The following is a 25105-nucleotide window of genomic DNA, read 5'->3' as shown; positions in this document are numbered from 1 at the left end:
CCAATTGAAAATTGGTCCGATACATAAAACATCATGACAGCGGGCAATCTTCCCGAAAATTCCACCTATGCCCTGGAAAAGCTCCGGGGCCTGTTGGAATCGGACAAACTGGAACCGGAAGGCAAGCTGCCGACAGAGCGGGCTCTTTCGGATATGTTCGGCGTCAGCCGCCGCGCCATCCGGCGGGCGCTGGAAGTGCTGGAGACCGAAGGCCGCATCTGGCGGCGCCAGGGGTCGGGGACCTATGCCGGCCAGCGCCCGGATGATTGGAGTCAGCATGTCGGCTCGCTCGTCGCCGGCACCAATCTCATGGAAGTCATGGAAGTGCGCCTGCGCATCGAGCCGCAGCTCGCCCAGCTCGCCGCGATGCGCGCCAAACCCGACGATATCGAGCGCATGTACGAGCTGACGAAAAAGATCTTCGCCAGCGGCGATGCCGATAGCCGTGAACTTTGGGACGGCGCGCTGCATCGCCTGATCGCACAAAGCGCCGGCAATCAGTTCTTTCTGACGATCTTCGATGTCATCAACCACGTTCGTCAGGACGAGGCTTGGCAAACCATTCGCGAATTGGCCCGCAGCACCAACAGGACGCGCCCGGTAACCTACGCACAGCATATGGCAATCATCGATGCGATCGCTGCTCGCGATCCGATGAAAGCTGCCGAAGCCATGCGCGAGCATCTGCTGATGCTGCAGGAAAGCCTGATCCGCGTCACCTCGCTCGACGCGCAGCATCCGCAGAAGGAGTCGGCCGACGAGTTTGCCGAGGATTTGAAATGACCGCGCGAAGCATGAATCATCTGAAAGGATTGCTGCAATGACCGCATTTACGACACGTCCGGAAATTCTCGGCACCTTCGGTGTCGTCACCTCCACGCATTGGATCGCCTCGGCGGTCGGCATGAGCATCCTCGAAAAGGGCGGCAACGCGTTCGATGCGGCTGTTGCGACCGGCTTTGTCCTGCAGATCGTCGAGCCGCATCTCTGCGGTCCCGGTGGCGATATGCCGGCGGTGATCTATTCCAAGAAGAAGGACAAGGTCGAAGTCATCTGTGCCCAGGGGACGGCTCCCGCCGGCGCCACGCTCGAACATTATGGGAGCGAGGGCCTGTCTCTGATCCCCGGCGACGGCCTGCTTGCAACCGTTATCCCCGGCTCCTTCGGCGGCTGGATGCTGATGCTGCGCGACTATGGCAAGCTCACCGTCCGCGACGTCCTCGAGCCAGCCATCCACTATGCCGAAAATGGCCATCCCGTGCTGCCGCGCGTCTGCGAGACCATAGCCGGCCTTGCCGATTTCTATCGCAAGGAGTGGCCGACCTCCTATGAAACCTGGCTGCCAGGCGGCTTCGCTCCCGAACCTTGGTCGAACTTCAAGAACCCGGTGCTTGCCGAAACCTGGAAGCGCGTGGTCGCGGAGGCGGAAAGCAAAAGCGGCCGCGAGGCGCAAATCGAAGCGGCGCGCGACGCTTACTATCGCGGCTTTGTCGCCGAGGCGATCGACGCTTACCTCCGCAAGGCGGAAGTCATGGATGCGAGCGGCCAACGCCACAAGGGCGTGCTGACGGCCGATGACATGGCCAACTGGTCGCCAACGATCGAAGAGCCGCTGACTTATGACTATCACGGCTGGACGATCGCCAAGATCGGCCCTTGGGGCCAGGGGCCAGCTTTCCTGCAGACGCTGTCGCTGCTGAAGGGTTTCGATATCGCAGCCATGGATCCGGCCGGCGCAGATTTCGTCCACACGATCACGGAAGCGATGAAGCTCGCCTTTGCCGACCGCGAGGTCTATTACGGCGATCCGAACTTCTCCAAGGTGCCGCTCGATATCCTGTTGTCGGATGCCTATGCCGAAGAGCGCCGCAAGCTGATCACCTCGCAAGCGTCCTATGACCTGCGTCCCGGCAGGCTACCCGGCTTCGAAAGCCAGTATGACCTCACCATGGACATGCTGGAAACACCGGAAGCCAAGGCTGGCGTGGTCTACGAGCCGACCATGTCTCATCTGAGGGAAAAACGCGGCGATACCGTGCATATCGACGTCATCGACCGCGAAGGCAATATGGTCTCGGTGACGCCCTCGGGCGGTTGGCTGCAATCTTCGCCGGTCATCCCCGGTCTCGGCTTCTGCCTCAATTCACGCGCGCAAATGTTTTGGCTGAAGCCCGGCCTGCCTTCGTCGCTCGCGCCCGGCAAGCGGCCGCGCACCACGCTGACGCCATCGCTCGGCCTCTACGAGGGTCGTCCGACGCTTGCCTTCGGCACGCCGGGCGGCGACCAGCAGGAACAATGGCAACTCTCCTTCTTCCTGCGCTACGCCCATCACGGCATGAACCTGCAGGAGGCAATCGATCAGCCGCTGTTCCACAGCGCGCATTTCCCGAGCTCCTTCTATCCCCGCACACGCGAGCCCGGCAGCATTACGGCGGAGGCCAATTTCAGCGCCGAGGTGCTCGATGCATTGCGCAAGAAGGGCCACAAGCTGACGGTCGCGCCGGAATGGACGGTCGGCCGGCTGACCGCCGCACGGCGCGATGCCAGCGGCCTGCTGCGTGCGGCCGCCACGCCGCGTTTAATGCAGGCCTATGCGGTCGGGAGGTAATCTGATGCGGCTGGATCTGGCCGCATAACGCAATCGTGCCGTTGACTTCAGCCGGTTCGCGCGCTGATATCGGCAGCCTGTTTTCAAAATGATTTGGAGTGATTGTGATGACTGATACCGTGCTCGATATCCCGGTGAAGCGGATCGATGGCAGCGAGACGACACTTGCCGATTATCGCGGCAAGGTCATCATGGTCGTCAACGTCGCCTCCAAATGCGGGCTGACGGTGCAATATGAAGGGCTGGAAAAGCTCTACGAGGACAAGCGCGATGACGGTCTCGTCATTGCCGGCTTTCCTGCCAATGATTTCAAGGGCCAGGAACCGGGCACGAATGACGAAATCTTGAGCTTCTGCACCCTTACCTATGACGTGCAGTTTCCGATGTTTTCCAAGATCGCAGTGACGGGCGAAGAGCGGCATCCGCTCTACAACAGCCTGATCGCCTCCGGCGTCGAAACGACCGGTGATGGGCCGATGCGGGAACGCCTGGCGAAACACGGCCTCGAAACCGGGCAGAATGGCGGGATCGTCTGGAACTTTGAGAAATTCGTGATCGGCCGGGATGGCAAGGTCGCTGCCCGCTTCGCACCTGATGTTACGGCAGACGATCCGCGCTTGCTCTCGGCTCTGGAAAAAGAGCTGGCCCGCGCCGGCTGAGGCACGACGTAGATTTCGAAAAATATATCATAATCCCAATAGGTTACGCTTTCTCTAGGGCAGCAGCGCAAAGATGCTTAGCCCGGTCGTATCATTGCCTCCCCTCCTAGCCGGGAGTATCTTCCGGCTTCCGAATATATCCGGACGGAACGCTGCAGCAGTTCTGATGGGAGGAGGATGTCATGCGCGAACCTGATATGCAAAAACTTGACGCCCTGGTCGGACGCCTAGTCGGCGACGTCGGCGCGGCGGTCTCGGGAGTGTTGGTGACACTCGGAGACCATTTAGGCCTGTTCAAAGCCATGGCGGATGGTACGCCGATGACGTCGACGGAACTGGCCGACAAGGTGGGCGTGAAGGAGCGCTATGTGCGCGAATGGCTGTCGGCCCAAGCCGCAGCCGATTATGTCAGCTACGACGACAAGACCGAACGCTTCTACCTGACTCCCGAACAGGCGATGGTGTTTGCTGAGGAAAACAGCCCCGCCTTCTTTACCGGCGCCTTCGATGTCGTTCAATCCATGTGGATGGACGAGCCGAAGATCGCCAATGCTTTCAAGACCGGTAGCGGTCTCGGATGGCATGAACACAGCGCCTGCCTGTTCCGCGGCACAGAGCGGTTTTTCCGGCCGGGCTACAACAGCCACCTCGTCTCGGAATGGATACCGGCACTCGAGGGCCTGGATGAAAAGCTTCAGGCCGGCGCTGCGGTGGCCGACGTTGGTTGCGGTCATGGCGCCTCCACCATCCTGATGGCGCAGGCCTATCCGAACTCGACCTTCTTCGGTTTCGACTACCATCTCCCCTCTATCGAGCGGGCGAGAGCCGCAGCGAAGGAGGCAGGCGTCGCCGGCCGCATCACCTTCGAGCAGGCGTCAGCCAAGGATTTCCCGGCTGCCGGCTATGATCTCGTGGCGATGTTCGATTGCCTGCACGACATGGGCGATCCCGTGGGTGCTGGCAAGCATGTCAAGGAAAGCCTTGCTGACGACGGCACCTGGATGATCGTCGAGCCTTTCGCGCATGATTGCCTGAAGGACAATCTCAATCCGGTCGGCCGCGTCTTCTACGGCGCCTCGACCATGATCTGCACGCCGGCTTCATTATCGCAGGAAGTCGGTCTGGGTTTGGGCGCGCAAGCCGGTGAGATGAAACTGCGCAAAGTCGCCATGGATGCGGGCTATTCGCATTTCCGCAAGGCGACTGAAACGCCGTTCAACATGGTCTTCGAAGTCAGGGCATGAAGACCGCGCCGCGCGCTGTGAACGCGCGGCGCAACTCGATCCTTTAAAGACGCTGACCATCTTCACCGAACAGGGACGCGAGCGCCGGCTGGAAATAGACCGGCTGCTCGCTCTCCAACGCAACCTCCTCATCGGCATCGATGCGCACCGACATGGTCTCCTTGCCGACCTGGCCCCAGACCAGATTGTCCGAGCCCATGGGCTCGACGATGCTGAAGGTTGCCGGCAGGCTGGACATGCGGCCATTGGCAGGGGCGAACTGCATCTGTTCCGGCCGCACGCCGAGAGTTGCCGACCGGCCATCGCCGGGCGTGCCAGAAAACTCATAGCCATTCAGGTCGATCTTGCGTCCATCAGTCAAGATGAAGGCGGGCGCACCCCCATTGCTCGCCACCTGCCCCGATAGGAAGTTCATGGATGGCGAGCCGACGAAACCGGCAACGAAGCGATTGACCGGCCGGCGGTAAATTTCCTTCGGCGCGGCGAACTGCTGGATGACGCCGCCGCTCATGACGGCTATGCGGTCGGCGAGCGTCAGTGCCTCGATCTGGTCGTGCGTGACATAGATCATTGTCGAGCCGAGGCCGGCATGCAGGCGCTTCAGCTCGACACGCAGCTCGGTGCGGAGCTTGGCGTCGAGGTTGGAAAGCGGTTCGTCGAACAGGAAGACATCGACGTCGCGTACCAGGGCGCGGCCGATGGCGACACGCTGGCGTTGGCCGCCCGAAAGTTCGCCCGGCCGTCGCTTGCGCAACGGATCGATCTGCAGGATCTGCACTGCGCGATTGACGCGCTCGGCGATCTCGTCCTTGCCCATGCCGGCGATGCGCAGCCCGAAGGACAGATTTCCCTCGACCGTCATCGTCGGATAGAGCGCGTAGGACTGGAACACCATGCCGATGCCGCGATCCTTCGGTTCCTCCCAGGTTACGTTTCTGTCGCCGATCCAGATCTGGCCGCCGCTGATGTCGGTAAGACCGGCGATGGCGTTGAGCAGGGTGGACTTGCCGCAGCCGGACGGTCCGAGAAGGACGATGAACTCGCCCGACTGGATTTCAATATTCAACGATTTCAGCACGCTGACGCTGCCGAAATCGATTGCTAGTTCGCGAATGGAAACATTGGCCATGGATTATCCCTTGACTGCGCCCGCGGTGATGCCGCGCACGAACCAGCGACCTGAACCGAAATAGACGATCAACGGAACCAGGGCCGTGAGGATGGTTGCCGCCATGTTGACGTTGTAGAGCTTCTCGCCCTGGGTGGAGTTGACGATGTTGTTGAGCTGAACCGTCATCGGGAAGTTTTCCCGCCCGGCAAAGACGACGCCGAAGAGGAAGTCGTTCCAGATGCCGGTAACCTGCAGGATGGCCGCCACTACCAGGATCGGGATCGACATGGGGATCATCAGCCGGAAGAAAATCTGCCACAGTCCCGCACCATCGACGCGGGCCGCCTTGAACAACTCCATCGGCAGGCTGGAATAATAGTTTCGGAACAGCAGCGTCAGCACCGGCAGGCCGAAGACGGTATGGGTGATGATGATGCACGGCAGCGTCGAATAGATGCCGACGCCGCGGTAGATGAGCACCAGCGGATAGATGAAGACCTGATAGGGAATGAAGGCGCCGAGCAGCAGGACGGCGAAGAGAACGTTGGCCCCCCTCACCCGCCAGAAGGACAACGCATAGCCGGTCAGAGACGAGATGAAGATGGACAGTATCATGCTCGGTATCAGGATCTTTACCGAATTCCAGAAGCCGACGCTGATGCCGCCGCATTCAAGGCCGGTGCAGGCCGTGCTCCACGCCTGCACCCAGGCTTCGCCTGTCCAGACCTGCGGAAAGGCGAAGATATTGCCTTGGCGAATTTCCGGCATGGATTTCAGCGAGGTGACGATCATTACATACAGCGGCAGCAGGAAGAACAGAGCCGCTATGACCAGAAAGGCGTAGAGGCCGATACGCGCCGGAGACAAATGCTGGGGCTTACGCCCGGCCGGCCCCTCCATGGCGACTGCGACGGAAGATGGCACTGTCATCAGTTCCCCCTCGGTTTTTCACGGAAATATTCGTAGTAGAGCCATGGTGTGACCAGGATGACCACGGTGATGAACATGACGGTCGAAGCTCCGGTCGCGAGACCGATATTGCCGCGGCCGAAGAGGTAATCCATGATGAATTTTCCCGGCACTTCGGTCGAGATCCCCGGCCCGCCGCCAGTCGTTGCCAGCACCAGTTCGTAAACCCTGACCACGGCAATCGCCAGAAGCACGCTGGCGGTGATGATGGTCGGTCTCAGGATCGGAATGACGATGTGAAGATAGACGCGCCATGCCGGTATGCCGTCGATGCGCGTTGCCTTCCAGAGTTCGCGATCGACGCCGCGCAATCCCGCCAGCATGATTGCCATCACCAATCCGGACGATTGCCAAATACCAGCGAGCACGATGACGTAGAGCGCAAGATCGCTCTGGACGATCCAGTCGAAGCGGATCCAGGTGAACCCGATCGCGTCGGCGACCTTTTGCAGGCCGAGCGTCGGGTTCATGATCCACTGCCACACGAGCCCGGTGACGATGAAGGACATTGCGAAGGGATAGAGGAAGATCGTCCGGAACGTATTTTCGAACCGGACCTTTTGATCCAGCGCTACGGCAAGGAGAAAGCCCAGGATCAGGCAGCCGGCGATGAAGAGGATGCCGAAGAGAACGACATTTTGCAGCGACAATATCCAGCGCGCCGTCGTGAACAGTCGTTCGTATTGCTTGGTGCCGACAAAGATGTTGACGGGCAATACCTTGCTGTCGGTGAACGATATCCAGATGTTCCAGATAACCGTCACGACATAGGCGAGCAAGACGATGATAAAGGCTGGGAACAAGGCAACATAGGCGGAAAGATGCCTCTTCTTCCTAGTGGCAGCCGTCCCGGCACCGGTCCCCGCAATGGTTCCGGCAGCAGTTTCGGGGGTACTCATGACCTCAGCTCCTCCTCAGCATTCATGGAAACCGGCGGCAGGTAGGACCTGCCGCCGCATGGATGTCGGATGAGGCTTACTTCGCCTGTTCGATGACCTGTGCGAATTGGTCGGCGAACTGGTCGGCCGTCATGCTTGGGGTCGTCCAATACTGGGCGACGAGGTCCTGCTCCGTCTGAACGATGTCCTGAGCGGTGAGCACATCCGGCGCCAGAATCTGCCGGCTCGGATCCTTGAGCGCCATCAGGCCCTTCTGGGCGCAGGCATCGAGCTTGGACGTGTCAACGTCGAGGCGGACCGGCACGGAGCCTTTCTTGGAGTTGAAGGCGAGCTGGCCTTCCTTGGACATGATCACAGTCGCAAGCAGCGTCTGTGCATCCGTCGCCGTCTTGTCCTTCAGGACCGGGAAGACGAAGATGTCGCCGCCCATCATGAAGTTGGATTCGCCCGGTCCGAGGATACAGCCGAAATCCTTATCGGCGACCATGTTGGCATGGATGAACTCGCCCTTGGCCCAGTCGCCCATGAACTGGATGCCGGCTTTTCCATCGATCAGCATGCCGGTTGCTACGTTCCAATCACGGTTCGGGCTGCCCGGGTCCTGATAGTTGCGCAGCTTGGCGAAGACTTCCGCCACATGCTTGAACTTGTCGGACTTGACGGCGTTGGTGTCGAGATCCTTCCAGACCTTGGCATAGAGTTCCTTGCCGCCTTCGCCGAGAAGGATGGCATTGAACATCAACTGGAGTTGCCAGGGCTGACCGCCAACGGCGACCGGGATCAGGCCGGCGGCCTTGATCTTGTCGAGCGCAGCAAACATTTCGTCCCAGGTTTTCGGCTCTTCAGTCACGCCTGCCTTGGCGAAAACCGGCTTGGAGTAGAACAGCCAGTTCTGGCCATGGTCGTTGATCGGTGCGCCATAAATATGCCCCTGGAACTGGATGGCATTATAGAAGGCCGGCGTCAGCGCCGATTTCCAGTCCTGCTCCTTGGCGAGATCGTCGAGCGGACGCAGCAGGCCCTGCTGTGCCAGGTCGTTCATCTGCGTGCCGGTGTTGAACTGCATCGCTGTCGGCGGATTGCCGCCGATGATGCGATTGATGCCGATCGGACGTGCGGTCGAGCCGGACCCCGCGATCGCGGTGTCCACCCATTGGCCACCGGCGGCGTTGAATGCATTGGCCAGTTCCCGCACGGCTGCGGCTTCGCCACCGGATGTCCACCAGTGCAGGACTTCGGCTCTCTTCCCCTCAGCCTGAGCGCCGGTGACGCCCACTGCGATCAGCGCCGTGGCGCCAACCAATGCCATTAACAATCCACGCATATGCTCCTCCTCCTCTTGTGGCGTTCTTCTGAACGCCTGTATTTCAGCCGCCGCCGTCACAAGACCATCGGGTGCCGAATGCTGTCGTCCTCCAGAACCGCGCCGCCGGGCCTCCATTCCCTGCGGCGAACGGGCAATGCTTCCTCGGCATCGCCCGTTCGTCAAGCATGCAGTCTCAGAGGACTGCCAATTCTCCTAATTCTCTATAACCCAGCCTATGCGAAACGTCCCTCATTAATTGTGCGCGGGATCGGATCCGGACGGCCGCTACTGCTATGAATTGCAACCACCTTGCGCGACTGTGCCGAACGCTCGAAAGCGGTCATCACTTCCAATGCGTGGAAGGCGAGTTCCGAGGATACGCGATGCTGGCGCCCTGCGCGAAGGGAATCTACCATTTCGGCCGCGCCCAAACCACGCAGCCCGAGATGGCCCGGCACGCCTTCCGTGTAGGGATGGTCGACGGGGATCTCTTCCCAGGCTTCACCGCCATCGCGGAATATCTCAACCTTGCCGCTAAAATTATTCGGGTCCGGTGTTACCATGCTTCCCTCGGAGCCGTAAATCTCGATCTGATTGTGCTTGTGTTTGATGACATCGAAACTCGTGGCGATGGTGATCGTCGCGCCGCTGTGGAACTCCATCACACCGGTCAGATGCGTCGGCACCAGCACCTTGATCGTCTCGCCGCGGCGCGGATCGGTCTTCACCTCGCGTTCGATGCGGGTGATCTTGGCGGTGCCGAAAACTTCACGTACCGGACCGAGCAATGCGATCAGGTTGGTGACGTAATAGGGACCGACATCGAGCATCGGTCCGCCGCCGCGGCCGTAGAAGAAGGCCGGGTTCGGATGCCAATGCTCATGGCCGGGCAGAAGCAGCATGGCGGTGGCCGACACCGCCTTGCCGATGCGGCCCTCATCATACAGCCGGCGCGTCAACTGATGGCCACCGCCGAGAAACGTGTCGGGCGCACAGCCGAGGCGCAGGTCGCCGGCGCGAGCGATCGACATCAGCTCCTCGGCTTCCGACATGCTGATGCCAAGCGGCTTTTCCGAATAGACATGCTTGCCGGCAAGAAGCGCCTTCTTGCTGATCATGTAATGCGAGACCGGCGTCGTCAGGTTGATGATCAGGCCGATTTCCGGGTCGGCAAGCATGGCATCGAGTGAGACTGCCTCTATGCCGAATTGGGCGGCAAGCTTTTGTGCTGGCCCTTCATAAAGATCGTAGACCGATTTGACGCGGATGAAATCGAACACGTGCAGGGTTGCGACATAGGTGGCGCTGATGTTTCCAGCGCCGACGATGCCGACTTTCATGGGTGCGGTGCTCATGAATATAGCCTCTAGGAAATGGTGATGTTGAGTTCAGCGGCGGCGTCGCGCAGATAGTTCATGCCACGCCGCATCTCCTGATCGAATTCGGGTGTCGCCTCGCGGAAATGCGTCCAGTGCGACGCCCCGGGCGCATCCTCCAGCTCCAGCGTGATCGGACCGGAATAGCCGATCGCCTGCAGAGCGGCGAAGATCGCTTTCCAGTCGATCTTGCCGCGCCCCGGGCGCCAGTGGGCATTGGTATGGCCCTCATTGTCGGAGAAATGCGTGTTGAAGATGCGGTCGCCGAGCGCCAGTACGACATAGTGCGGCATGTCCCCGGCCGGAAAGAGGTGGCTTGGGTCGAAGTTCAGACCAAGGTTCGAAGCACCCGTGCGCTCGATCAACCGCAGCATGCCCTGGCCGGAACTGACCCAGCGATAAGGATGCGGCTCGATGGCGACGCGCAGACCGGCTGATCCTGCGATTTCGCAGGCCTTGGCGAAACCATCGACGACGGCGTTGTATTCCGCCGTCCAGTCCCATTGCGGCTCGACGGCGGCCGTCCACTCCTGCGAGATCGGCCGCTGCAGGATCGGCTTGACGTCGGATTGGAATGGATAGGGCGTCATGCTGGTCATGATCGGCGCGCCGATCTCCGCCACGATATCGACGCCGCGCTTGTAGCCGTCGAGATCGACGGTGGAAAAGGCGGCGCCCGCCTGGCGGCTGAAGGGCAAATTGAAAAAGAAATTGGTGAGCGTCAGCCCCTCATCCGCAGCGATCTCCTTCAGACCGCGGATTGTCGCCGGCGTATAATAGTCCAGCATATCGACCGACCAGGCGGTGAGTTCGAAACCCTTGCAGCCGGTACGCGCGAGCCGCTTCAGCGACGCCTCGTAGGGCGGGTTCCAGTTGAACGTCCAGATTGGCGATCCGAAAAAAAGCGAGCCGGCGCCCATGACATCCTCCCATGGAATGCGGTTGCCTGCGAGATACGAGGCTCCCGTTCTCTAGCTGACATTCTCTGCCGAACGGAGCCTCTTATCCCTCCAATCAGCAATTCGTAACGTTACGAATGATAGATGGCCGCAATTCTGTCAAGCAATCCTTTTCAGCCCGTTAGGCATGGATTCTCCGGCGTCACCTGAAATGATAACGTTACGAATGGCTTCGACGGATCACTTGATGTTTGGAAGCGGATCGAAATTATGCAGAGAGCGCCTGGCTGTCGTGATCCACGAATTCCGCATGCACCAGTTCGCGCAGATTGACCGGATCGTCACCGTCGATCGCGCGGTATAAGAGGGAGGCAAGGCGCTCCCCGATGGTATAGTTGGAATAATAGAAGGCGCTGAGCGGCGGATTGAAGAAATCGTGCAATCGGGTGCCGCCATAGGTGATCAAGCCGAAATCCTTGCCCGCATGCCGGCCGGCCTTGCGCAGCCCGGCGAGGAAGCCGAGAGCTGCCTCTTCACTGGCAACGAAGGCGCCGGTCGCCTCCGGATGCCAGGCGACGATATTTTTCGCCAGCTCCTGGCCGCTGTCCGGCGTCGTTGCGGCAAAGTGAATAAGGTCGTCGGGAACGATGAGGTTGCGCGACGTAAAGGTCTTGCTCCAGCCTTTGACGAATTGCAGGCTGTAAGTGAACTGGCTGGACGGCGCGATCAGAAGCGGCCGGTGATGGCCGGCATCGAGCAGCAGCCGCGCTGCTTCCGCACCGATCACCTCATGATCGAGATCAACGCTCGGGTGGACACTCAAGAGTTCGGTGCGCCCGAAGGTGACGAAGGGCGTGCCGACCTCCAGCAGATATTTGACGCGGTCGTCCTGCGGTCTCGTATGGGTAATGATGATGCCGTCGACAGAGCCCTCTTCGACGAGATCGCGAACCGTCGCCAAGGGATCGTCTGCCTGCAACTGCGGCACGACGGTCGTCCGGTAGCCGCAGCCCTTCATATGGCGCGACACGCCTTCCACCAGCGAGGCGACGACGATGTTCATCTCGCCTTCGCGCTCGAAGGGCAGCACGATGCCGATGGCATGGGTCTTGCCGGTGCGGAGATTGAGGCCGCCGAGGTTCGGGCGATAGCCGAGTTCGCCGGCTACCCGCTTCACCAGCTCGATGGTTTCGCGATTGACCTCAGGGCCTTCCTTCAGCGCGCGGCTGACGGTGGTGATCGACAGGCCAAGTGTGGTCGCGACAGTGCGCAACGTCACTCGCTGACCCGCATCACGCCGCAAGCCGCGCCCTATCCCCGATCCCTGCATGCTGGACAAATCCCTTCGCTTCACTTCGCCTGCCCGACAATGCCCGCTGTCAAATGCGCGTGCAAGCACGGCCCTTGGGTCGTCAGGATGTCGCGATCTCTATTGATGGCTTTCCCCAACAAGAAAATCGAGGTCGCAGCCGTCCTCGGCCTGGAGGACATGCTTGTTGTAGAGGCCGAGCCAGCCGCGGGTCTCGGCGGGAGGTGCGGGCGTCGGATCGCGCTTGGCAAGCTCCGCCTCGTCGACCAACAGATCCAAACGCCGTTCCCTGACGCTGATGCGGATCAGGTCGCCGTTGCGGACCAGCGCCAGCGGCCCGCCTGCCGCGGATTCAGGCGAAACATGCAGTACGATCGTCCCGTAAGCCGTGCCGCTCATGCGCGCGTCCGAGATGCGCAGCATGTCCCTCACACCCTTGCGCGCCAGCTTGGCCGGTATCGGCAGATAGCCAGCCTCCGGCATGCCAGCGGCCTTCGGGCCGGCATTCTTCAGCACGAGAATATCGTCTTCCGTCACCTCGAGATCGGGATCGTCGCTCCGCTCCGAAAGGTCCTTGAGCCCTTCGAAAACGACGGCGCGGCCGGTCTTTTCAAAGAGCCTCTCGTCGGCCGCCGCGCGCTTGAGGATCGCCCCTTTTGGCGCCAGGTTTCCGAACAGCGCCACGAGACCGCCGTCAGCGCGGATCGGCGTTTCGGTCGGGCGGATGATCTTATCGTCCACCCAGGCATCATCATCGGGAACTAGCTCAGCAAGCGTTTCTCCCGTGACCGTGCGTGCCGATAGGTCGAGGTGATCACCAAGACGCTTCAGCAATGCGCCGACGCCGCCGGCGTAGAAGAAATCCTCCATATAGGCGTCGCCCGTCGGCTTGAGATCGACGAGCACAGGTGTTACGTCGGACATCGCATTCAGCGCCTGCAGATCGACCTTCAGGCCGAGCCGTCCCGCGATCGCCGCCAGATGGATAATGGCATTGGTCGAACCACCAATCGCGAGCAAGGTCTTCAGCGCATTGTCGATGCTCGCCTGGGTGACGGTCTCGCGAACGGTCGTTCCCGACGAAACCAAGCCCATTGCGGCAGCACCCGTCGCTTCCGCTGCTCGCAGGCGATCGGCATGGACGGCGGGAATCGCTGCCGTTCCGGGTAACATCAGGCCCATCACCTCCAGCATGATTGCCATGCTGCTGGCCGTTCCCATCACCGCGCAGGTGCCCGCGGTCGTCGCCAGAGCGCCTTCCACGGCATCGATCTGCCTGTCGTTCAGCTCACCGGCGCGATAGCGGCCCCAGAAACGGCGGCAATCCGTGCAGGCGCCGAGCCGCTCGCCTTGATAACGCGAGGTCATCATCGGCCCGGTGGACAGCACGATTGCCGGCTTGCCGGCGGAGGCCGCGCCCATTACCAGCGCTGGCAAAGTCTTGTCGCAGCCGCCGACGAGCACGACGGCATCCATCGGCTGGGCGCGGACCATTTCTTCCACATCCATCGCCATCAGATTGCGGAAGACCATGCTGGTCGGATTGAGGAAGACTTCACCGAGCGAGGTCACGGGGAAATCGAGCGGCAGGCCTCCGGATGCCAGCACGCCACGTTTAACCGCCTCCACCAGCTCCGGCACGTTGCGGTGACAATTGTTGAAGCCGCTTGCCGTCCAGGTGATGCCGATGACCGGTTTTTCCAGCATGGTGCGCGAATACCCCATCGAAGAGGCGAAGGAGCGGCGCAGATAGGCGGCAAAACGAGGATCGCCGTAATTGGTGAGACCGTTGCGGATACCTTTTCCCGGCTTGCTCATATCTGCCCTCCCGTTAGGAAAACGCGCCTGGATCGACCGGCTGCTATCCGTCGGATCGGTTTTCCCCGAACCTATATCTCATTGCCATATTGGCTGAGCTACATGCAAAATGTCGAGCGCGGCGCTGTGCTAATGTTAGGATTGCGCTATCTAATTTCTCTCATCGGTCAGTAAGAAAGGCGCGTTCCCATGTCGCAGGCTGTGGTTTTCAAACTTCTTGGCAGGCGGGTGCGGCTCGGCCTGATCGGCGGTGCGCAGGGTTCGCTTATCGGTCCGGTGCATCGCACTGCCGCACGCCTCGACGATTGCTTCGATCTTACGGCCGGCGTCTTCTCCTCCGATCCGGAGCGGTCGCTAAACTCCGCCCATGCCTTTGGCATCAAGCGCGGCTATGCCGATGTATGGAGCATGATCGAAGCCGAAACCCTGCGGGCTGACGGCATCGACGCGGTCGCCATCATGACGCCGAACGACAGCCATTATGAATATGCGGCCGCTGCTCTCGACGCCGGTCTTGACGTCATCTGCGACAAGCCGCTGACCAACGATTACGACAGCGCGCTAGCGCTCGCCCGCAAGGCGCATGACCGCGGCCGCATCCTGTCGCTCACCCATAATTATTCCGGCTATCCCATGGTGCGCGAGGCGCGTGCCACCGTCACCGGCGGCGAGATCGGCGCTCTCCGTCTCGTCAATGTCCGCTATGTACAGGGCTCGCTCAGCCGACCTGTCGAGGCCGAGCCGGACAAGATGGCGCCACGCACCAAATGGCGGCTCGATACGGCCAAGGGCGGCAAGAGCCATGTGCTTGGGGATATCGGCGTGCATGCGCATCAACTGATGAGCTTTGTTTGCGGTCGCCGCATCGCCGCAGTGCTTGCCGATGTCGGCCCATCGTTACCCGGCCGCACGGCACACGATACGGCGCAAGTGATCCTCAGATTCGATGACGGTACGCGAGGCCAGATGCTGGTGAGCAAGGTGGCGACCGGCGCGCAGAATGTCGTCAGCATCGAGGCTTATGGCGAAGACGGTGGCATCTCGTGGAACCAGGCCGAAGCCAACGATCTGCGCGTCATGCGGCTGAACCGCGCCGACGAGCTACGCACGCGCGGCCTTCCGAGCCTGCATCCGCATGCCCAGCGAGGCACCCGCCTGCCCACCGGCCACCCCGAAGCCTTCTTCGAAGCCTTCGCCAATATCTACACCGATTTCGCCGAACTGGTTGCCGCCCGCATTGCCGGCGCCGAGCCTGACCCGCTGGCGGAACTGACGCCCAATGCCTGGACCGGCGTTGACGGCCTCGCCTTCATCGACGCCTGCCTGCAGTCGACGGCGACGGGAACGTGGGCTGACGTGGTCTATGAGCACGATCGGTATTGATGTCCGGACTATGACTTTTCCATCCGGGTCCGCGCCACAGATTTCGATCCGCATTCCCCTCGCAATCGCACGAGAATCACATTAGACCCATCCGCATAAGTTGTATATTGAGGGGAATATAATGGACAAATATACGAAGACGATTCTGACTGTGATCGCCGCCGCGCTGGTATTGATCGCATTGCAAAATTTTATCACGCCGGCACAAGCCGTCGGCGGTGGCTGCGGCTTTAACATGTACAATCCCTGCTATGTAAAAATCGCCCCCTGAAGGATCGCGACGACTCCATTGCGGCAATAATGATCCCTGCCGTGAGTTTCATGATTGGCCTTTTGCGCGCCATGTTTCAGCAGCAAAAGAGCCTTGGTAAAAGCGGCCTAATCGAGCGCTTTCAAACGGTTACGGGGATCGCATGAAGAAGTTGACGGCTATTGCGATCCTGTGCGTTTGTCTTGTCGTCGGAACGCTCTATGCCATGGCAGGCGGCGATTATCCGCCGCTCAAAGACGGCGATCTGATTTTTCAGACATCGACCAGTAACCAATCAAGCGCGATCATATTCGCCACTGGTTCTGCCTTTTCACACATGGGCATCATCAAAAACGACAATGGGGCAATCACGGTCATCGAGGCCGGGGCAAAGGTCAAGGAAACACCGCTGAAAACCTGGGTCAATCGCGGTTTGTTGAGACAGGTGGCGATCTATCGCGATCCGCGACTCACCCCCGAAACCGCACGGCAGCTCCTGTCCTACGCCCGCACGCTCTACGGCAAACCCTATGACCTGTTTTTCTCGTTCAACAACGATGCGATTTACTGCAGTGAACTGCCCTATCTCGCCTACAAGGCTGCGGGCATCGAGATCGGCAAGGTGCAGAAAATATCTGAGCTACACATCGACAACATGCTTGTCAGAAACCTGGTGCAGTCGCGGTGGCAGCGCGATAGCGAATGCACTGAGCGCGGCTACGATTTCGATCAGTGCTATAAATACATCCTCAATCAGAGCCTCGTCACTCCAGTGAGCATCGCCAATGATCCAAATCTCAGGATGATTTATTCGAACTACCCGCTGTGATGGGGTGTCCACCCCATCACCAAAGATCCTCGATGCCGAATTGGCTCCAATCCCGATCAGGAAGCCGCAACCTTGCGGGCAGCGGTAATTGCAGCGCGAGCACCGGCGCGGAGCTGTGCGGTTTCGGCGCCGGCAATGACGAGATCCAGGCCGAGCTTCAGGAATTGCCCGGCGCGTTCGCCGTCCGTGCCGAAGGCGCAGATCAGCTTGCCATAGGCGCGGCAACGCGCCACTGCATGCGCCAATGTCTGATCGATCGCGGCGCTGTCGGGCGCCAGACGCGCGCCATTCGAGAGCGCGATGGAGAGATCGGACGGGCCGATGAAGATGCCGTCGATGCCGTCGACCGCGAGGATTTCATCGATGGCATCGAGCGCCGCGCGGGTCTCGACCATGGCGATGGTGACAGTCAGGCCGTTGGCGCCCTGCAGATACTCGTCAGCAGCGATGCCGAAATGATTGAGCGCGAGCGAAGGTCCCCAGCTCCGTTCGCCGAGCGGCGGATATTTCGTTGCCTTGACCAAAGCGCGGGCGTCATCGGCGGAATTGATCATCGGCGCAATGATGGCGGAGGCACCGGCATCGAGCAGCCGCGACGCTGACGCGAAATCGCCGACCGGGATGCGCGCGATCGCCGGCTTGCCGGCCAGGCGCACCTGCGCAATGCCGTTCGCCGCGGAGGCCATGTCCCACATTCCATGCTGCATATCGAGGACAATGGTGTCGAAAGCTTCCTGCGAGAGGTGATTGACTAGCAGCGGATCGGGCGTGCCGATCCAGGCTGAGATCATGCCGCCATTTTCCCGGCGCTTCAGGCGACCCGCGAAACCGTCGATATCAGTGGTCATAATGATTTTCCTCAATTACCAAGCCCGCTGAGGGCGAGATATTTCACTTCAGATACTTTTCGATGCCGTCTTTCGAGCCTTCGCCGCCGAGTGGGCGACAGCCATTCGTCGTTGATGCCGACAATACCGGATTCCCGCGCCTCGGCTACCCGAAAGATGCGCGCGACGTTGCGCGGATAGGAAAACTCACCATTGGTCTGCGGCTATCTTACAACGGCGACCGCGGCAAGCTGGGGTAGCTTGTCGCGGTCCAATATTTCGCTGCCCAGCAATGGGCGACCGTATCAATGAGCCCCTGCCCCGCCGCCGGGCTGCGGTTTGCGGGCAAAAAGCGTGGCGATTGCGGCGGTCGCCAAGAGGATGCCGATGACGGCGAAGGTGTCGCTGAAGCCCATGATCAGTGCTTGCCGCTTGATGATGCTGCCGAGGGCGACCGTTGCTTTCTGCGCGGCAAGGGCATGATCCGAAACGCCGTGCGACAGGAAATAATTGGTCGTCTGCGTCAGCCGCTCCCTCACCTCATCGCGCGCCAGCGTCACCGACTGGCCGATGATGTTGGAATGGAACTGCTCGCGCTTGGTGAGCACGGTGCCGAGCGTTGCCGTTCCGACCGCGCCGCCGAGATTTCGCAGCATATTGGTCAAGCCGGATGCGGCGGCGGCATCGGCAGGTGCAATGCCGGCTGTCGTGATGGCGGTGATCGGCGTGATGACCATGGCCTGACCGATAGCGCGCACGATATTCGGTATCCAGAACTGATCACCCGCGGTGTCGGCGGAAAGCGTCACGTTCATGAAGCAGCTTATGGCAAAGATGGCGATACCGAGGAAGCCGATATAGCGGACGTCGAAGCGCTTCATCATCACCGGAACCAGCGGAATGAGGATGAGTTGCGGCAAGCCGGTCCAGGCGAGCACGTTGCCGATCTGCTCGGCATTGTAACGCTGCACCTGGCCGAGATATTGCGGCAGGATATAGACCGAGCCGAAGAGCGCGAAGCCGACCAGCACGTTGACGAGAACGCCGATGCCGAAATTGCGTTGCTTCAAAAGCCGCAGCTTCACCAGCGGATTCTGAACGGTCAACTCTATCCAGATGAAGGCGCTGAGCGAAACGACAGCGATAGTGCTGAGCTTCAGAATGAAGGGCGAGGAGAACCAGTCATCCTTATTGCCCTCCTCGAGCACGGTCTGTAGCGCCGAAAGCCCGATTGCCATCGTCACGATGCCAGCCCAGTCGCCGTGCTTCAGAAGGCCAAGTTGCAGCGGCCCCTTTTCGAGTGTCAGGGCAAGGGCGATCGCCATGATGGCGCTCGGCAGGGCATTGATGAAGAAGATCGTCTGCCAGCCGTAATTCTCCGTCAGATAACCGCCGATGGTAGGGCCGATGGCAGGAGCAACCGTGACCGATAGCGCGAAGATCGCAAGGCCGGTCGGCTGCTGCGCCTTGGGCAGCTTGGTGAGGATCATCGTAAAGGCCATCGGGATCAGAACGCCGCCGGCAAAGCCCTGCAGCCCGCGCAGCGCGATCATCGTCCCAAGATCATGCGCAAAGGCACAGGCGATCGAGAGCAGCGGGAAGAGGATCGAATTCACGAGGATATAACGGCGAAACGAGAAGACGTTGCTGAAAAAAGCGGTCAGCGGGATGACGACGATTTCGCCGATCAGATAGGAGGTCGATATCCAGGCACCGTTATCGACGCCCGTGCCGATGCCACCCTCTATATCGAGAAGCGAGGCATTGGTGATCTGGATGTTGAGGATCGCCATGAAGGCGCCGATCATGCCGGCGAGTACGGCGATCCATTCCCTGGTGCTGGCCTTCGCGCTTGGCTGCGGGATGGCGATAGCGGTGGTGGCTGAGATGGTGGACATGGCTCAATACTCCTCATCCTTCACCGTTCATGCGCCGTGGCTCTGGTCGGCCGTCTTGATGTCGATGCTCGGCTGCACCGACATGCCGGGGCGCAGATCGCCGGAGGCGGCGCTATCGCCATCGAGGACGATCTTGACCGGGATGCGCTGCACGACTTTGGTAAAATTACCCGTGGCATTGTCCGGCGGCAGCAGCGCGAATTCCTGGCCGCTCGCGGGCGCCAAGCTGTCGACATGGCCGTGATAGACGCGGCCGGGGAACATATCGACTTCGATGTCGACCGGTTGGCCGGCATGCACGTCGGTCAACTGCGTCTCCTTATAATTCGCAACGATATAGGCGGCCGACGTCGGGACCACCGACATCAACTGCGTGCCGGCCTGCACATATTGGCCGACGCGGAGCGTGCGGTTGCCGATGACACCATCGAGCGGTGCGACGATCGTCGTATAGGACAGATTGAGCTCCGCCTGGCTCTGGACGGCCTGGTCGTGGGCAAGGGTCGCCCTGGCTTGCGCCAATTGCGCCTTCAACAGATCGACCTGCTTGATGGTCCCGGCAAGCGATGCCGTATCGCGGTCGATCGCGGCCCGGGCGGCGGCGATCTGCGAGGCGGCCTGTTGTGCGGTTTGCACCGGCGCATAGCCGTTGACCGATAGGCTTGCATAACGCTTGTCGTTCTGCTCCGCGAAGGTCTCGTTGGCCTTGTCGACATCGACGGTCGCCTGGGCGGCTGCGATCAATGATTGCTGCATGTCGAGAGAGGCCTGTTTGGCCTCGACATCGGCTTGAGCGGCGGCAACATCGGCCTTGGCCTGATCAAGCGCCGTCTTGAAATCGCGGTCGTCGATACGGGCCAGTACCTGCCCCGCCTTGACCGTCTGATTGTCGTTGACGACGACGCCAGTAATATAGCCGGAAATCTTCGGCGCGATGGCGCTGTTATCGGCTTGCACATAGGCATCGTCGGTCGATACCTGGAAACGGCCGACCGTCCAGTAGTTATGACCGTAATAGGCGGCGGCTGCGATAACGGCGAGTGCCGTGGCGCCGAGCAGGAACGACTTGCCCCGCTTCTTCGCCGCCGGCTTTTCCTCGCTGGCAATACGCATCAGTTCGACCGTCACATCCGGTTTGCCGGCATCCATGGTCGATGCTTCGGCAACCGGTGCCTGCTTGCTCGCATTCAATACATGAACCTTGTTTTCCACTATCGTCTCTCCTGATGGCCGATCGTCTTGGAGGTACATGCCCGCAAAAATTCTCGGCCGCACATTTAGGAAACTTATTGTTTTCCAAAATATGCGCTGTAAAATGGAAGTCAACAGGAATTTGGAAAATTGTCATGGTCGAAATTCAAATAAATGAGAAGCGCTCCCGCGGCCGACCCCAGCTTCGCTGCGACGACGATACGAAGAGCCTGATCATCGAGGCAGCCGATACGCAATTTCGGGAAAACGGCTATGCGGCCGCGAGCATCAACGCGATCGCCCAATCCGCCGGCGTCTCGACCAAGACGCTCTATCGGCTGTTTCCGACCAAGGCAGACCTGTTTTCGAGCATCGTTTCCGACCGTATCGGCCGGTTTTTCCTGGCGCTGGACCAGTCGACGCTGGCGACGATGGATTTGCGGCAGGGCCTGGAGCGACTGCTGACGGCCTATGGCATGCTGACGATGTCGGACGATACGATCGACATTATGCGTCTCGTCATCGCCGAATCGGACCGCTTTCCGGAAATCGCCACATCCTTCTATGAGACGGCCATCGTTGGCTCGAATGCCATCATGGAGAAATGGTTGACGATGCAATGCGAACGTGGGCTCATCCGTCTGGAGGACCCCCATATGGCTTCCGGCATGCTGCGTGGCATGATGATTATGGAGCCACAGCGCGCCGCCATCCTGCGCCAACTCCCCCCTCCGAACATCGCGGAGATCACCCGGCGGGCACGCATTTGCGCCGAGGTGTTTCTCAAGGGTTGCCAGGTTTGAAAAGCCGGGGGGCGTCCGGCTTCTCGCGTTTTGATTTCTCAGATAATTCCGCCCCCGCCTGCCGCCGAGGCTGGGCGTTCGCTTGCAACCTTCTTCCGATAGCCGCTTGCCCGGTAAGCCGCCACGGGATCGATGGCGCCGCCGGTGCGGCGGCGGGCTTCCGCAAGGATGGGCTCGACATCGGCGCGGTAAGCGCGCTTCAGGGTTTCGGAGGCCATCAGGGCGTCGTTGGAGTCTTGATAGTCCGCCAATGCCCGACGATCGACGATCAATGCCTGCGCATAGGCACGGCGGATTTCGTTGGCGCTGGAAATTAGGCTTTCGATCGGATCGGTGACATTGTGCGACTGGTCGATCATGTGAGCCGGATGGAAGCCTTTTACCCCGCGATGCTCGGCGTCGACCAGTTCGTTGAAGACGAGGAACAGGCGATAGGGCTCAATCGCGCCGGCGTCGAGATCGTCGTCGCCATATTTCGAATCGTTGAAGTGGAAGCCGCCGAGCTTGCCGAACTGGATGAGGCGGGCGACGATCATCTCGATATTGGTGTTCGGCGCGTGGTGGCCGAGGTCGACGAGGCAGTAGGCCTTGGGCCCGAGCGTCTGGGCGATCAGATAGTTTGTGCCCCAGTCCTGCACCACGGTCGAATAGAAGGCCGGCTCATACATCTTATGCTCGGAAAACAGCCGCCAGTCATCCGGCAAGGCGTTATAGATCTCCGCCATTGCGGCGAGGTAACGCTCAAACGCCTTGGTGAAATTGCTCTGGCCGGGGAAGTTGGAACCGTCACCGATCCAGACCGTCAGCGCCTTCGAACCGATCGCCTTGCCGATCTCGATGCATTCCAGATTGTGCTCAACCGCCTGGGCGCGGGTCGCTGCGTCAACATGGCTGAGCGAGCCGTATTTGTAGGAATGTGGCTGGCCGGGAGCATCGGAGAAAGTATTGGAATTCATGGCATCGAAGCCGAGGCCGAGCGCATCGCCCTTGGCCTTCAATTCCTTTGCATCGGCTTTGTCCCAGGGAATGTGCAGCGAAACGGTCGGCGTCGCCCGCGTCAACTGATGGATGACGGCGCAATCATCGAGCTTGTCGAAAATGCCGCGTGGTTCGCCGGTGCCGGGAAAGCGGGCAAAGCGTGTACCGCCGGTGCCGACACCCCAGGAGGGCACGGCAACGAAGAATTCCGAGACCTTTTTCGTTACGGCCTCGATATCGACGTCGCGACGCGCGAGCGTGGCGCCTAGCGCTTCATAATCAGATTTCAGCGCAGCAGCGCGCTTGTCGTTTTCCGCAGCGACCAGATCCGGCGCAATTCTGAACTCGGCCATTCTTTCCTCCCAGGTATGTTATTCGAAATGTTACGGTGCGTTCATCCTGCAAGCCATCATCCGCCCTCGCCCTTCGAGGGCCCTATGGGGCCACCTCAGGGTGAGGGCTGATCTCCCCGTCAGTTCGGCGCAATCGTTACCCCACCCTCATGGTGAGGTGCGCTGCCGCAAGAGCGAAACGAGCGCGGCAGGGCCTCGAACCGCGAGGGTGGCCCCGAGGCCGCCACCGCCTCGCAACTACCGCGTAAAACTCTGCGCATTGCCGGCATCGACATTGATGATGTTGCCGGTCGACTTGGCGGAGAGGTCAGAGGCGAGGAAATAGATAGCCTCTGCAATATCTTCCGGGAAAACGTTGAGCTTCAGCATAGAGCGCTTGCGGTAATGTTCTTCCAAGTCGTCCACCTCGATCTTCGAAGAGGCCGCGCGCTGTTCGCGCCATTCGCCGTTCCAAATCTTGGAGCCGCGCAGGACGGCGTCGGGGTTGACCGTGTTGACGCGAATGCCCGCCTCCGCACCCTCGAGCGCCAGGCAGCGGGCCAGGTGGATTTCGGCGGCCTTGGCGGTGCAATAGGCGGCCGCATTCGGCGACGAGGCAAGGCCATTCTTGGAGGCGACGAAGACGACGTTGCCGCCGAGATTCTGACGCCGGAACAGCCGGAAAGCTTCACGCGAGACGAGGAAATAGCCGGTGGCGAGGATGTCGATATTGCGGTTCCACATCGAAAGCTCCGTGCTTTCGATCGGCGCAGAGGAAGCAATGCCGGCATTCGAAACGAGAATATCGATGCCGCCGAATTCGACGCAGGCTTCCGCGAAGGACGAAATCACTGCGTCCTCCTTGGTCACATCAAGCTTGACACTGCGTACAGAGTCCGCGCCGTATTTCTTGGCGAAATCCTCCTGCGTGCTCTCAAGTGCCGATTGATCGATGTCTGCCAGCACCACGCAGGCGCCCTCGCCCACCAGACGCGCCGCTGTGGCGCGGCCGATGCCGCCGGCGCCGCCTGTGACGAAAGCCACGCGACCTGCCAGGCTCTTCGGCTTCGGCATGCGCTGCAGCTTCGCTTCTTCCAGCAGCCAATATTCGATATCGAAGGCTTCCTGCTCGGGCAGGCCCTGATATTCGGATACGGTCGAGGCGCCGCGCATGACGTTGATGGCGTTGACGTAGAACTCGCCGGCAATGCGCGCCGTCGCCTTGTCGCGGGCAAAGGAGAGAAGGCCGACGCCCGGCACCAGGAAGATTACTGGGTTCGGATCGCGCATGGCAGGCGAATTGTCGTGCTTGCAGTCGTTGTAATAGCGGGCGTAGTCAGCACGGTAATCCTCCAGCGCCTGGTCGAGACCGGCGATGGCGGCGTCTGCGTCAGGCTTTGCCGGATCGAAGTCGACGATCAGCGGGCGGATTTTGGTGCGCAGGAAATGGTCCGGGCAACTCGTGCCGAGCGCACCGAGCGGACGGAGATTGTTCGAATTGACGAATTCAAGCACGGCGTCCTGATCGTCGAAATGACCGAGCTTGCGCTCCGCCTTGCCGATGCGACCGCGGATTTCCGGCATGAGCTTGGCGGCAATCGCGCGGCGTTCGGCCTGCGGCAGGCTCTGGACTACCCCGCCGCCGAAAATGGTCTTGCCTTCAGTCTTCGCCACAAACCATTGAATTGCTTTGTTGATGATCGCGAGCGTCAGTTCGTAGCAGCCCTTGGCGTCATTGGCCCAGGTGAAGAGGCCGTGGCTTTCGAGAACAACGCCCTTGGCATTCGGATGCGCCTTGACGAAGGCTTCGAGATCGAGGCCGAGCTGAAAACCGGGGCGCCGCCATGGCAGCCAGCCGATGTCTTCACCGAAGATTTCGCGGGTCAGCTCGCGGGAATTTTTGGAAGCCGCGATCGCGATGATCGCGTCGGGATGCATGTGGTCGACATGGGTAAAAGGCACGAAACCGTGCAACGGCGTGTCGATGGAAGCGGCACGGGCATTGAGGTTGAAGGTGCAATGCGGCAGGAAGCCGACCATGCGGTCCTCGTCGGCAACGCCCTTGTAGATGCCCTTCAGGCTGTCGAGCTTGTCCTGATAAAGCGTGGCAAAACCGTCGAGCTTGATAGTGCCGACATCGCCGCCAGAGCCCTTAACCCACAATACCTTCACTTTTTCTCCGCTCAGCGGATCGGTTTCCATGACCTTGGCCGATGTGTTGCCGCCACCGTAATTGGTGATACGCTTGTCAGCACCGAGCAGATTCGACCGGTAGAGCAGCTTGCCCGGCTCATCGAGGCCGGCCGCATATGCATCATCCCAACGGTTTTCCAGAAGCTGAACACCAGCCGCCATGTCATCCTCCCATAAGATCATGTCTTGCGGACGGTCTAAAAGATGCTCAAACCGCCCTTGT

General features: G+C 60.4%; 21 protein-coding genes. 8 read left to right on the top strand and 13 right to left on the bottom strand.

Features of this window, described 5'->3' with window-relative positions:
* Window positions 1-33: 33 nt before the first annotated feature.
* The 4 genes from PH547_RS14330 (at window position 34) to PH547_RS14315 (ending at window position 4511) form a co-directional block, all read left to right on the top strand.
* Entirely contained in the window at window positions 34-783 is a 750-nt protein-coding gene (locus PH547_RS14330) for a FadR/GntR family transcriptional regulator (RefSeq protein WP_285168648.1), read from the top strand.
* A gap of 37 nt (window positions 784-820) precedes the next feature.
* Window positions 821-2608: a gamma-glutamyltransferase family protein gene (locus PH547_RS14325; RefSeq protein WP_260305075.1), complete on the top strand. Its 1788-nt coding sequence runs from the start codon at window positions 821-823 to the stop codon at window positions 2606-2608.
* Window positions 2609-2715: 107 nt separating this feature from the next.
* Window positions 2716-3267: a glutathione peroxidase gene (locus PH547_RS14320; RefSeq protein WP_260305076.1), complete on the top strand. Its 552-nt coding sequence runs from the start codon at window positions 2716-2718 to the stop codon at window positions 3265-3267.
* 182 nt (window positions 3268-3449) lie between these two features.
* Window positions 3450-4511 carry a class I SAM-dependent methyltransferase gene (locus PH547_RS14315; RefSeq protein WP_104826751.1) on the top strand — a complete coding sequence of 354 codons (1062 nt, stop codon included), beginning with the start codon at window positions 3450-3452 and terminating at the stop codon, window positions 4509-4511.
* 43 nt (window positions 4512-4554) lie between these two features.
* Here PH547_RS14315 and PH547_RS14310 read toward each other — a convergent pair whose 3' ends face one another.
* The 8 genes from PH547_RS14310 to PH547_RS14275 form a co-directional block, all read right to left on the bottom strand.
* The gene (locus PH547_RS14310) at window positions 4555-5640 is read right to left on the bottom strand and encodes an ABC transporter ATP-binding protein (protein WP_260305077.1); all 1086 of its coding nucleotides are present in this window, start codon (window positions 5638-5640) and stop codon (window positions 4555-4557) included.
* A gap of 3 nt (window positions 5641-5643) precedes the next feature.
* Entirely contained in the window at window positions 5644-6552 is a 909-nt protein-coding gene (locus tag PH547_RS14305) for a carbohydrate ABC transporter permease (RefSeq protein WP_285168647.1), read from the bottom strand.
* On the bottom strand, window positions 6552-7490 hold the full coding sequence (locus tag PH547_RS14300; RefSeq protein ID WP_285168646.1) for a carbohydrate ABC transporter permease: 939 nt from the start codon (window positions 7488-7490) through the stop codon (window positions 6552-6554). Before PH547_RS14300 ends, PH547_RS14305 begins: the two co-directional genes overlap by 1 nt.
* 76 nt (window positions 7491-7566) lie before the next feature.
* Window positions 7567-8814: an ABC transporter substrate-binding protein gene (locus tag PH547_RS14295; RefSeq protein ID WP_285168645.1), complete on the bottom strand. Its 1248-nt coding sequence runs from the start codon at window positions 8812-8814 to the stop codon at window positions 7567-7569.
* Window positions 8815-9029: 215 nt separating this feature from the next.
* Window positions 9030-10151, bottom strand: coding sequence for a Gfo/Idh/MocA family protein (locus PH547_RS14290; RefSeq protein ID WP_285168644.1), 1122 nt, complete (start codon window positions 10149-10151; stop codon window positions 9030-9032).
* Window positions 10152-10162: 11 nt separating this feature from the next.
* Window positions 10163-11092 (bottom strand): sugar phosphate isomerase/epimerase family protein, encoded by a 930-nt coding sequence (locus PH547_RS14285; RefSeq protein ID WP_285168643.1) that lies wholly within the window; start codon window positions 11090-11092, stop codon window positions 10163-10165.
* 247 nt (window positions 11093-11339) lie between these two features.
* Window positions 11340-12350: a substrate-binding domain-containing protein gene (locus tag PH547_RS14280; RefSeq protein ID WP_285168642.1), complete on the bottom strand. Its 1011-nt coding sequence runs from the start codon at window positions 12348-12350 to the stop codon at window positions 11340-11342.
* A gap of 150 nt (window positions 12351-12500) precedes the next feature.
* The gene (locus PH547_RS14275) at window positions 12501-14198 is read right to left on the bottom strand and encodes a dihydroxy-acid dehydratase (RefSeq protein WP_285168641.1); all 1698 of its coding nucleotides are present in this window, start codon (window positions 14196-14198) and stop codon (window positions 12501-12503) included.
* A gap of 189 nt (window positions 14199-14387) precedes the next feature.
* Between PH547_RS14275 and PH547_RS14270 the strand changes: the two genes are divergently transcribed.
* From PH547_RS14270 to PH547_RS14260, 3 genes are all read left to right on the top strand, one after another.
* Window positions 14388-15581, top strand: coding sequence for a Gfo/Idh/MocA family protein (locus tag PH547_RS14270; protein ID WP_285168640.1), 1194 nt, complete (start codon window positions 14388-14390; stop codon window positions 15579-15581).
* 121 nt (window positions 15582-15702) lie between these two features.
* On the top strand, window positions 15703-15852 hold the full coding sequence (locus PH547_RS14265; protein WP_260305085.1) for a hypothetical protein: 150 nt from the start codon (window positions 15703-15705) through the stop codon (window positions 15850-15852).
* 142 nt (window positions 15853-15994) lie between these two features.
* The gene (locus PH547_RS14260; protein ID WP_285168639.1) at window positions 15995-16660 is read left to right on the top strand and encodes a YiiX/YebB-like N1pC/P60 family cysteine hydrolase; all 666 of its coding nucleotides are present in this window, start codon (window positions 15995-15997) and stop codon (window positions 16658-16660) included.
* Window positions 16661-16716: 56 nt separating this feature from the next.
* Here the strand turns inward: PH547_RS14260 and PH547_RS14255 are convergent, their stop codons facing one another.
* The 3 genes from PH547_RS14255 to PH547_RS14245 all read right to left on the bottom strand — a co-directional run bounded on the left by PH547_RS14255 (window position 16717) and on the right by PH547_RS14245 (window position 20600).
* Complete coding sequence (locus PH547_RS14255; RefSeq protein WP_483315544.1) at window positions 16717-17508, bottom strand: HpcH/HpaI aldolase family protein; 792 nt, start codon at window positions 17506-17508, stop codon at window positions 16717-16719.
* Window positions 17509-17792: 284 nt separating this feature from the next.
* Complete coding sequence (locus tag PH547_RS14250; protein ID WP_283053991.1) at window positions 17793-19385, bottom strand: DHA2 family efflux MFS transporter permease subunit; 1593 nt, start codon at window positions 19383-19385, stop codon at window positions 17793-17795.
* Window positions 19386-19412: 27 nt separating this feature from the next.
* The gene (locus PH547_RS14245) at window positions 19413-20600 is read right to left on the bottom strand and encodes an HlyD family secretion protein (protein WP_445945037.1); all 1188 of its coding nucleotides are present in this window, start codon (window positions 20598-20600) and stop codon (window positions 19413-19415) included.
* 131 nt (window positions 20601-20731) lie between these two features.
* Here PH547_RS14245 and PH547_RS14240 point away from each other — a divergent pair, with 131 nt between their 5' ends.
* Window positions 20732-21379 carry a TetR/AcrR family transcriptional regulator gene (locus PH547_RS14240; protein ID WP_260305088.1) on the top strand — a complete coding sequence of 216 codons (648 nt, stop codon included), beginning with the start codon at window positions 20732-20734 and terminating at the stop codon, window positions 21377-21379.
* 38 nt (window positions 21380-21417) lie between these two features.
* On the opposite strand, the gene rhaI is transcribed toward PH547_RS14240, so the two are convergent.
* Both rhaI and PH547_RS14230 read right to left on the bottom strand, forming a co-directional pair.
* Window positions 21418-22710, bottom strand: a complete 1293-nt coding sequence (gene rhaI / locus PH547_RS14235; protein WP_260305089.1) for an L-rhamnose catabolism isomerase — start codon at window positions 22708-22710, stop codon at window positions 21418-21420.
* Between the two features lie 237 nt (window positions 22711-22947).
* Window positions 22948-25044, bottom strand: a complete 2097-nt coding sequence (locus PH547_RS14230) for a bifunctional rhamnulose-1-phosphate aldolase/short-chain dehydrogenase (RefSeq protein WP_285168638.1) — start codon at window positions 25042-25044, stop codon at window positions 22948-22950.
* Between the last annotated feature and the right edge of the window lie 61 nt (window positions 25045-25105).

This window comes from Rhizobium cerradonense (assembly GCF_030182455.1).
Lineage (GTDB): Bacteria > Pseudomonadota > Alphaproteobacteria > Rhizobiales > Rhizobiaceae > Rhizobium.
Note: the sequence above shows the minus strand (reverse complement) of the source record. Positions and strands in the feature narration are given on the sequence as shown.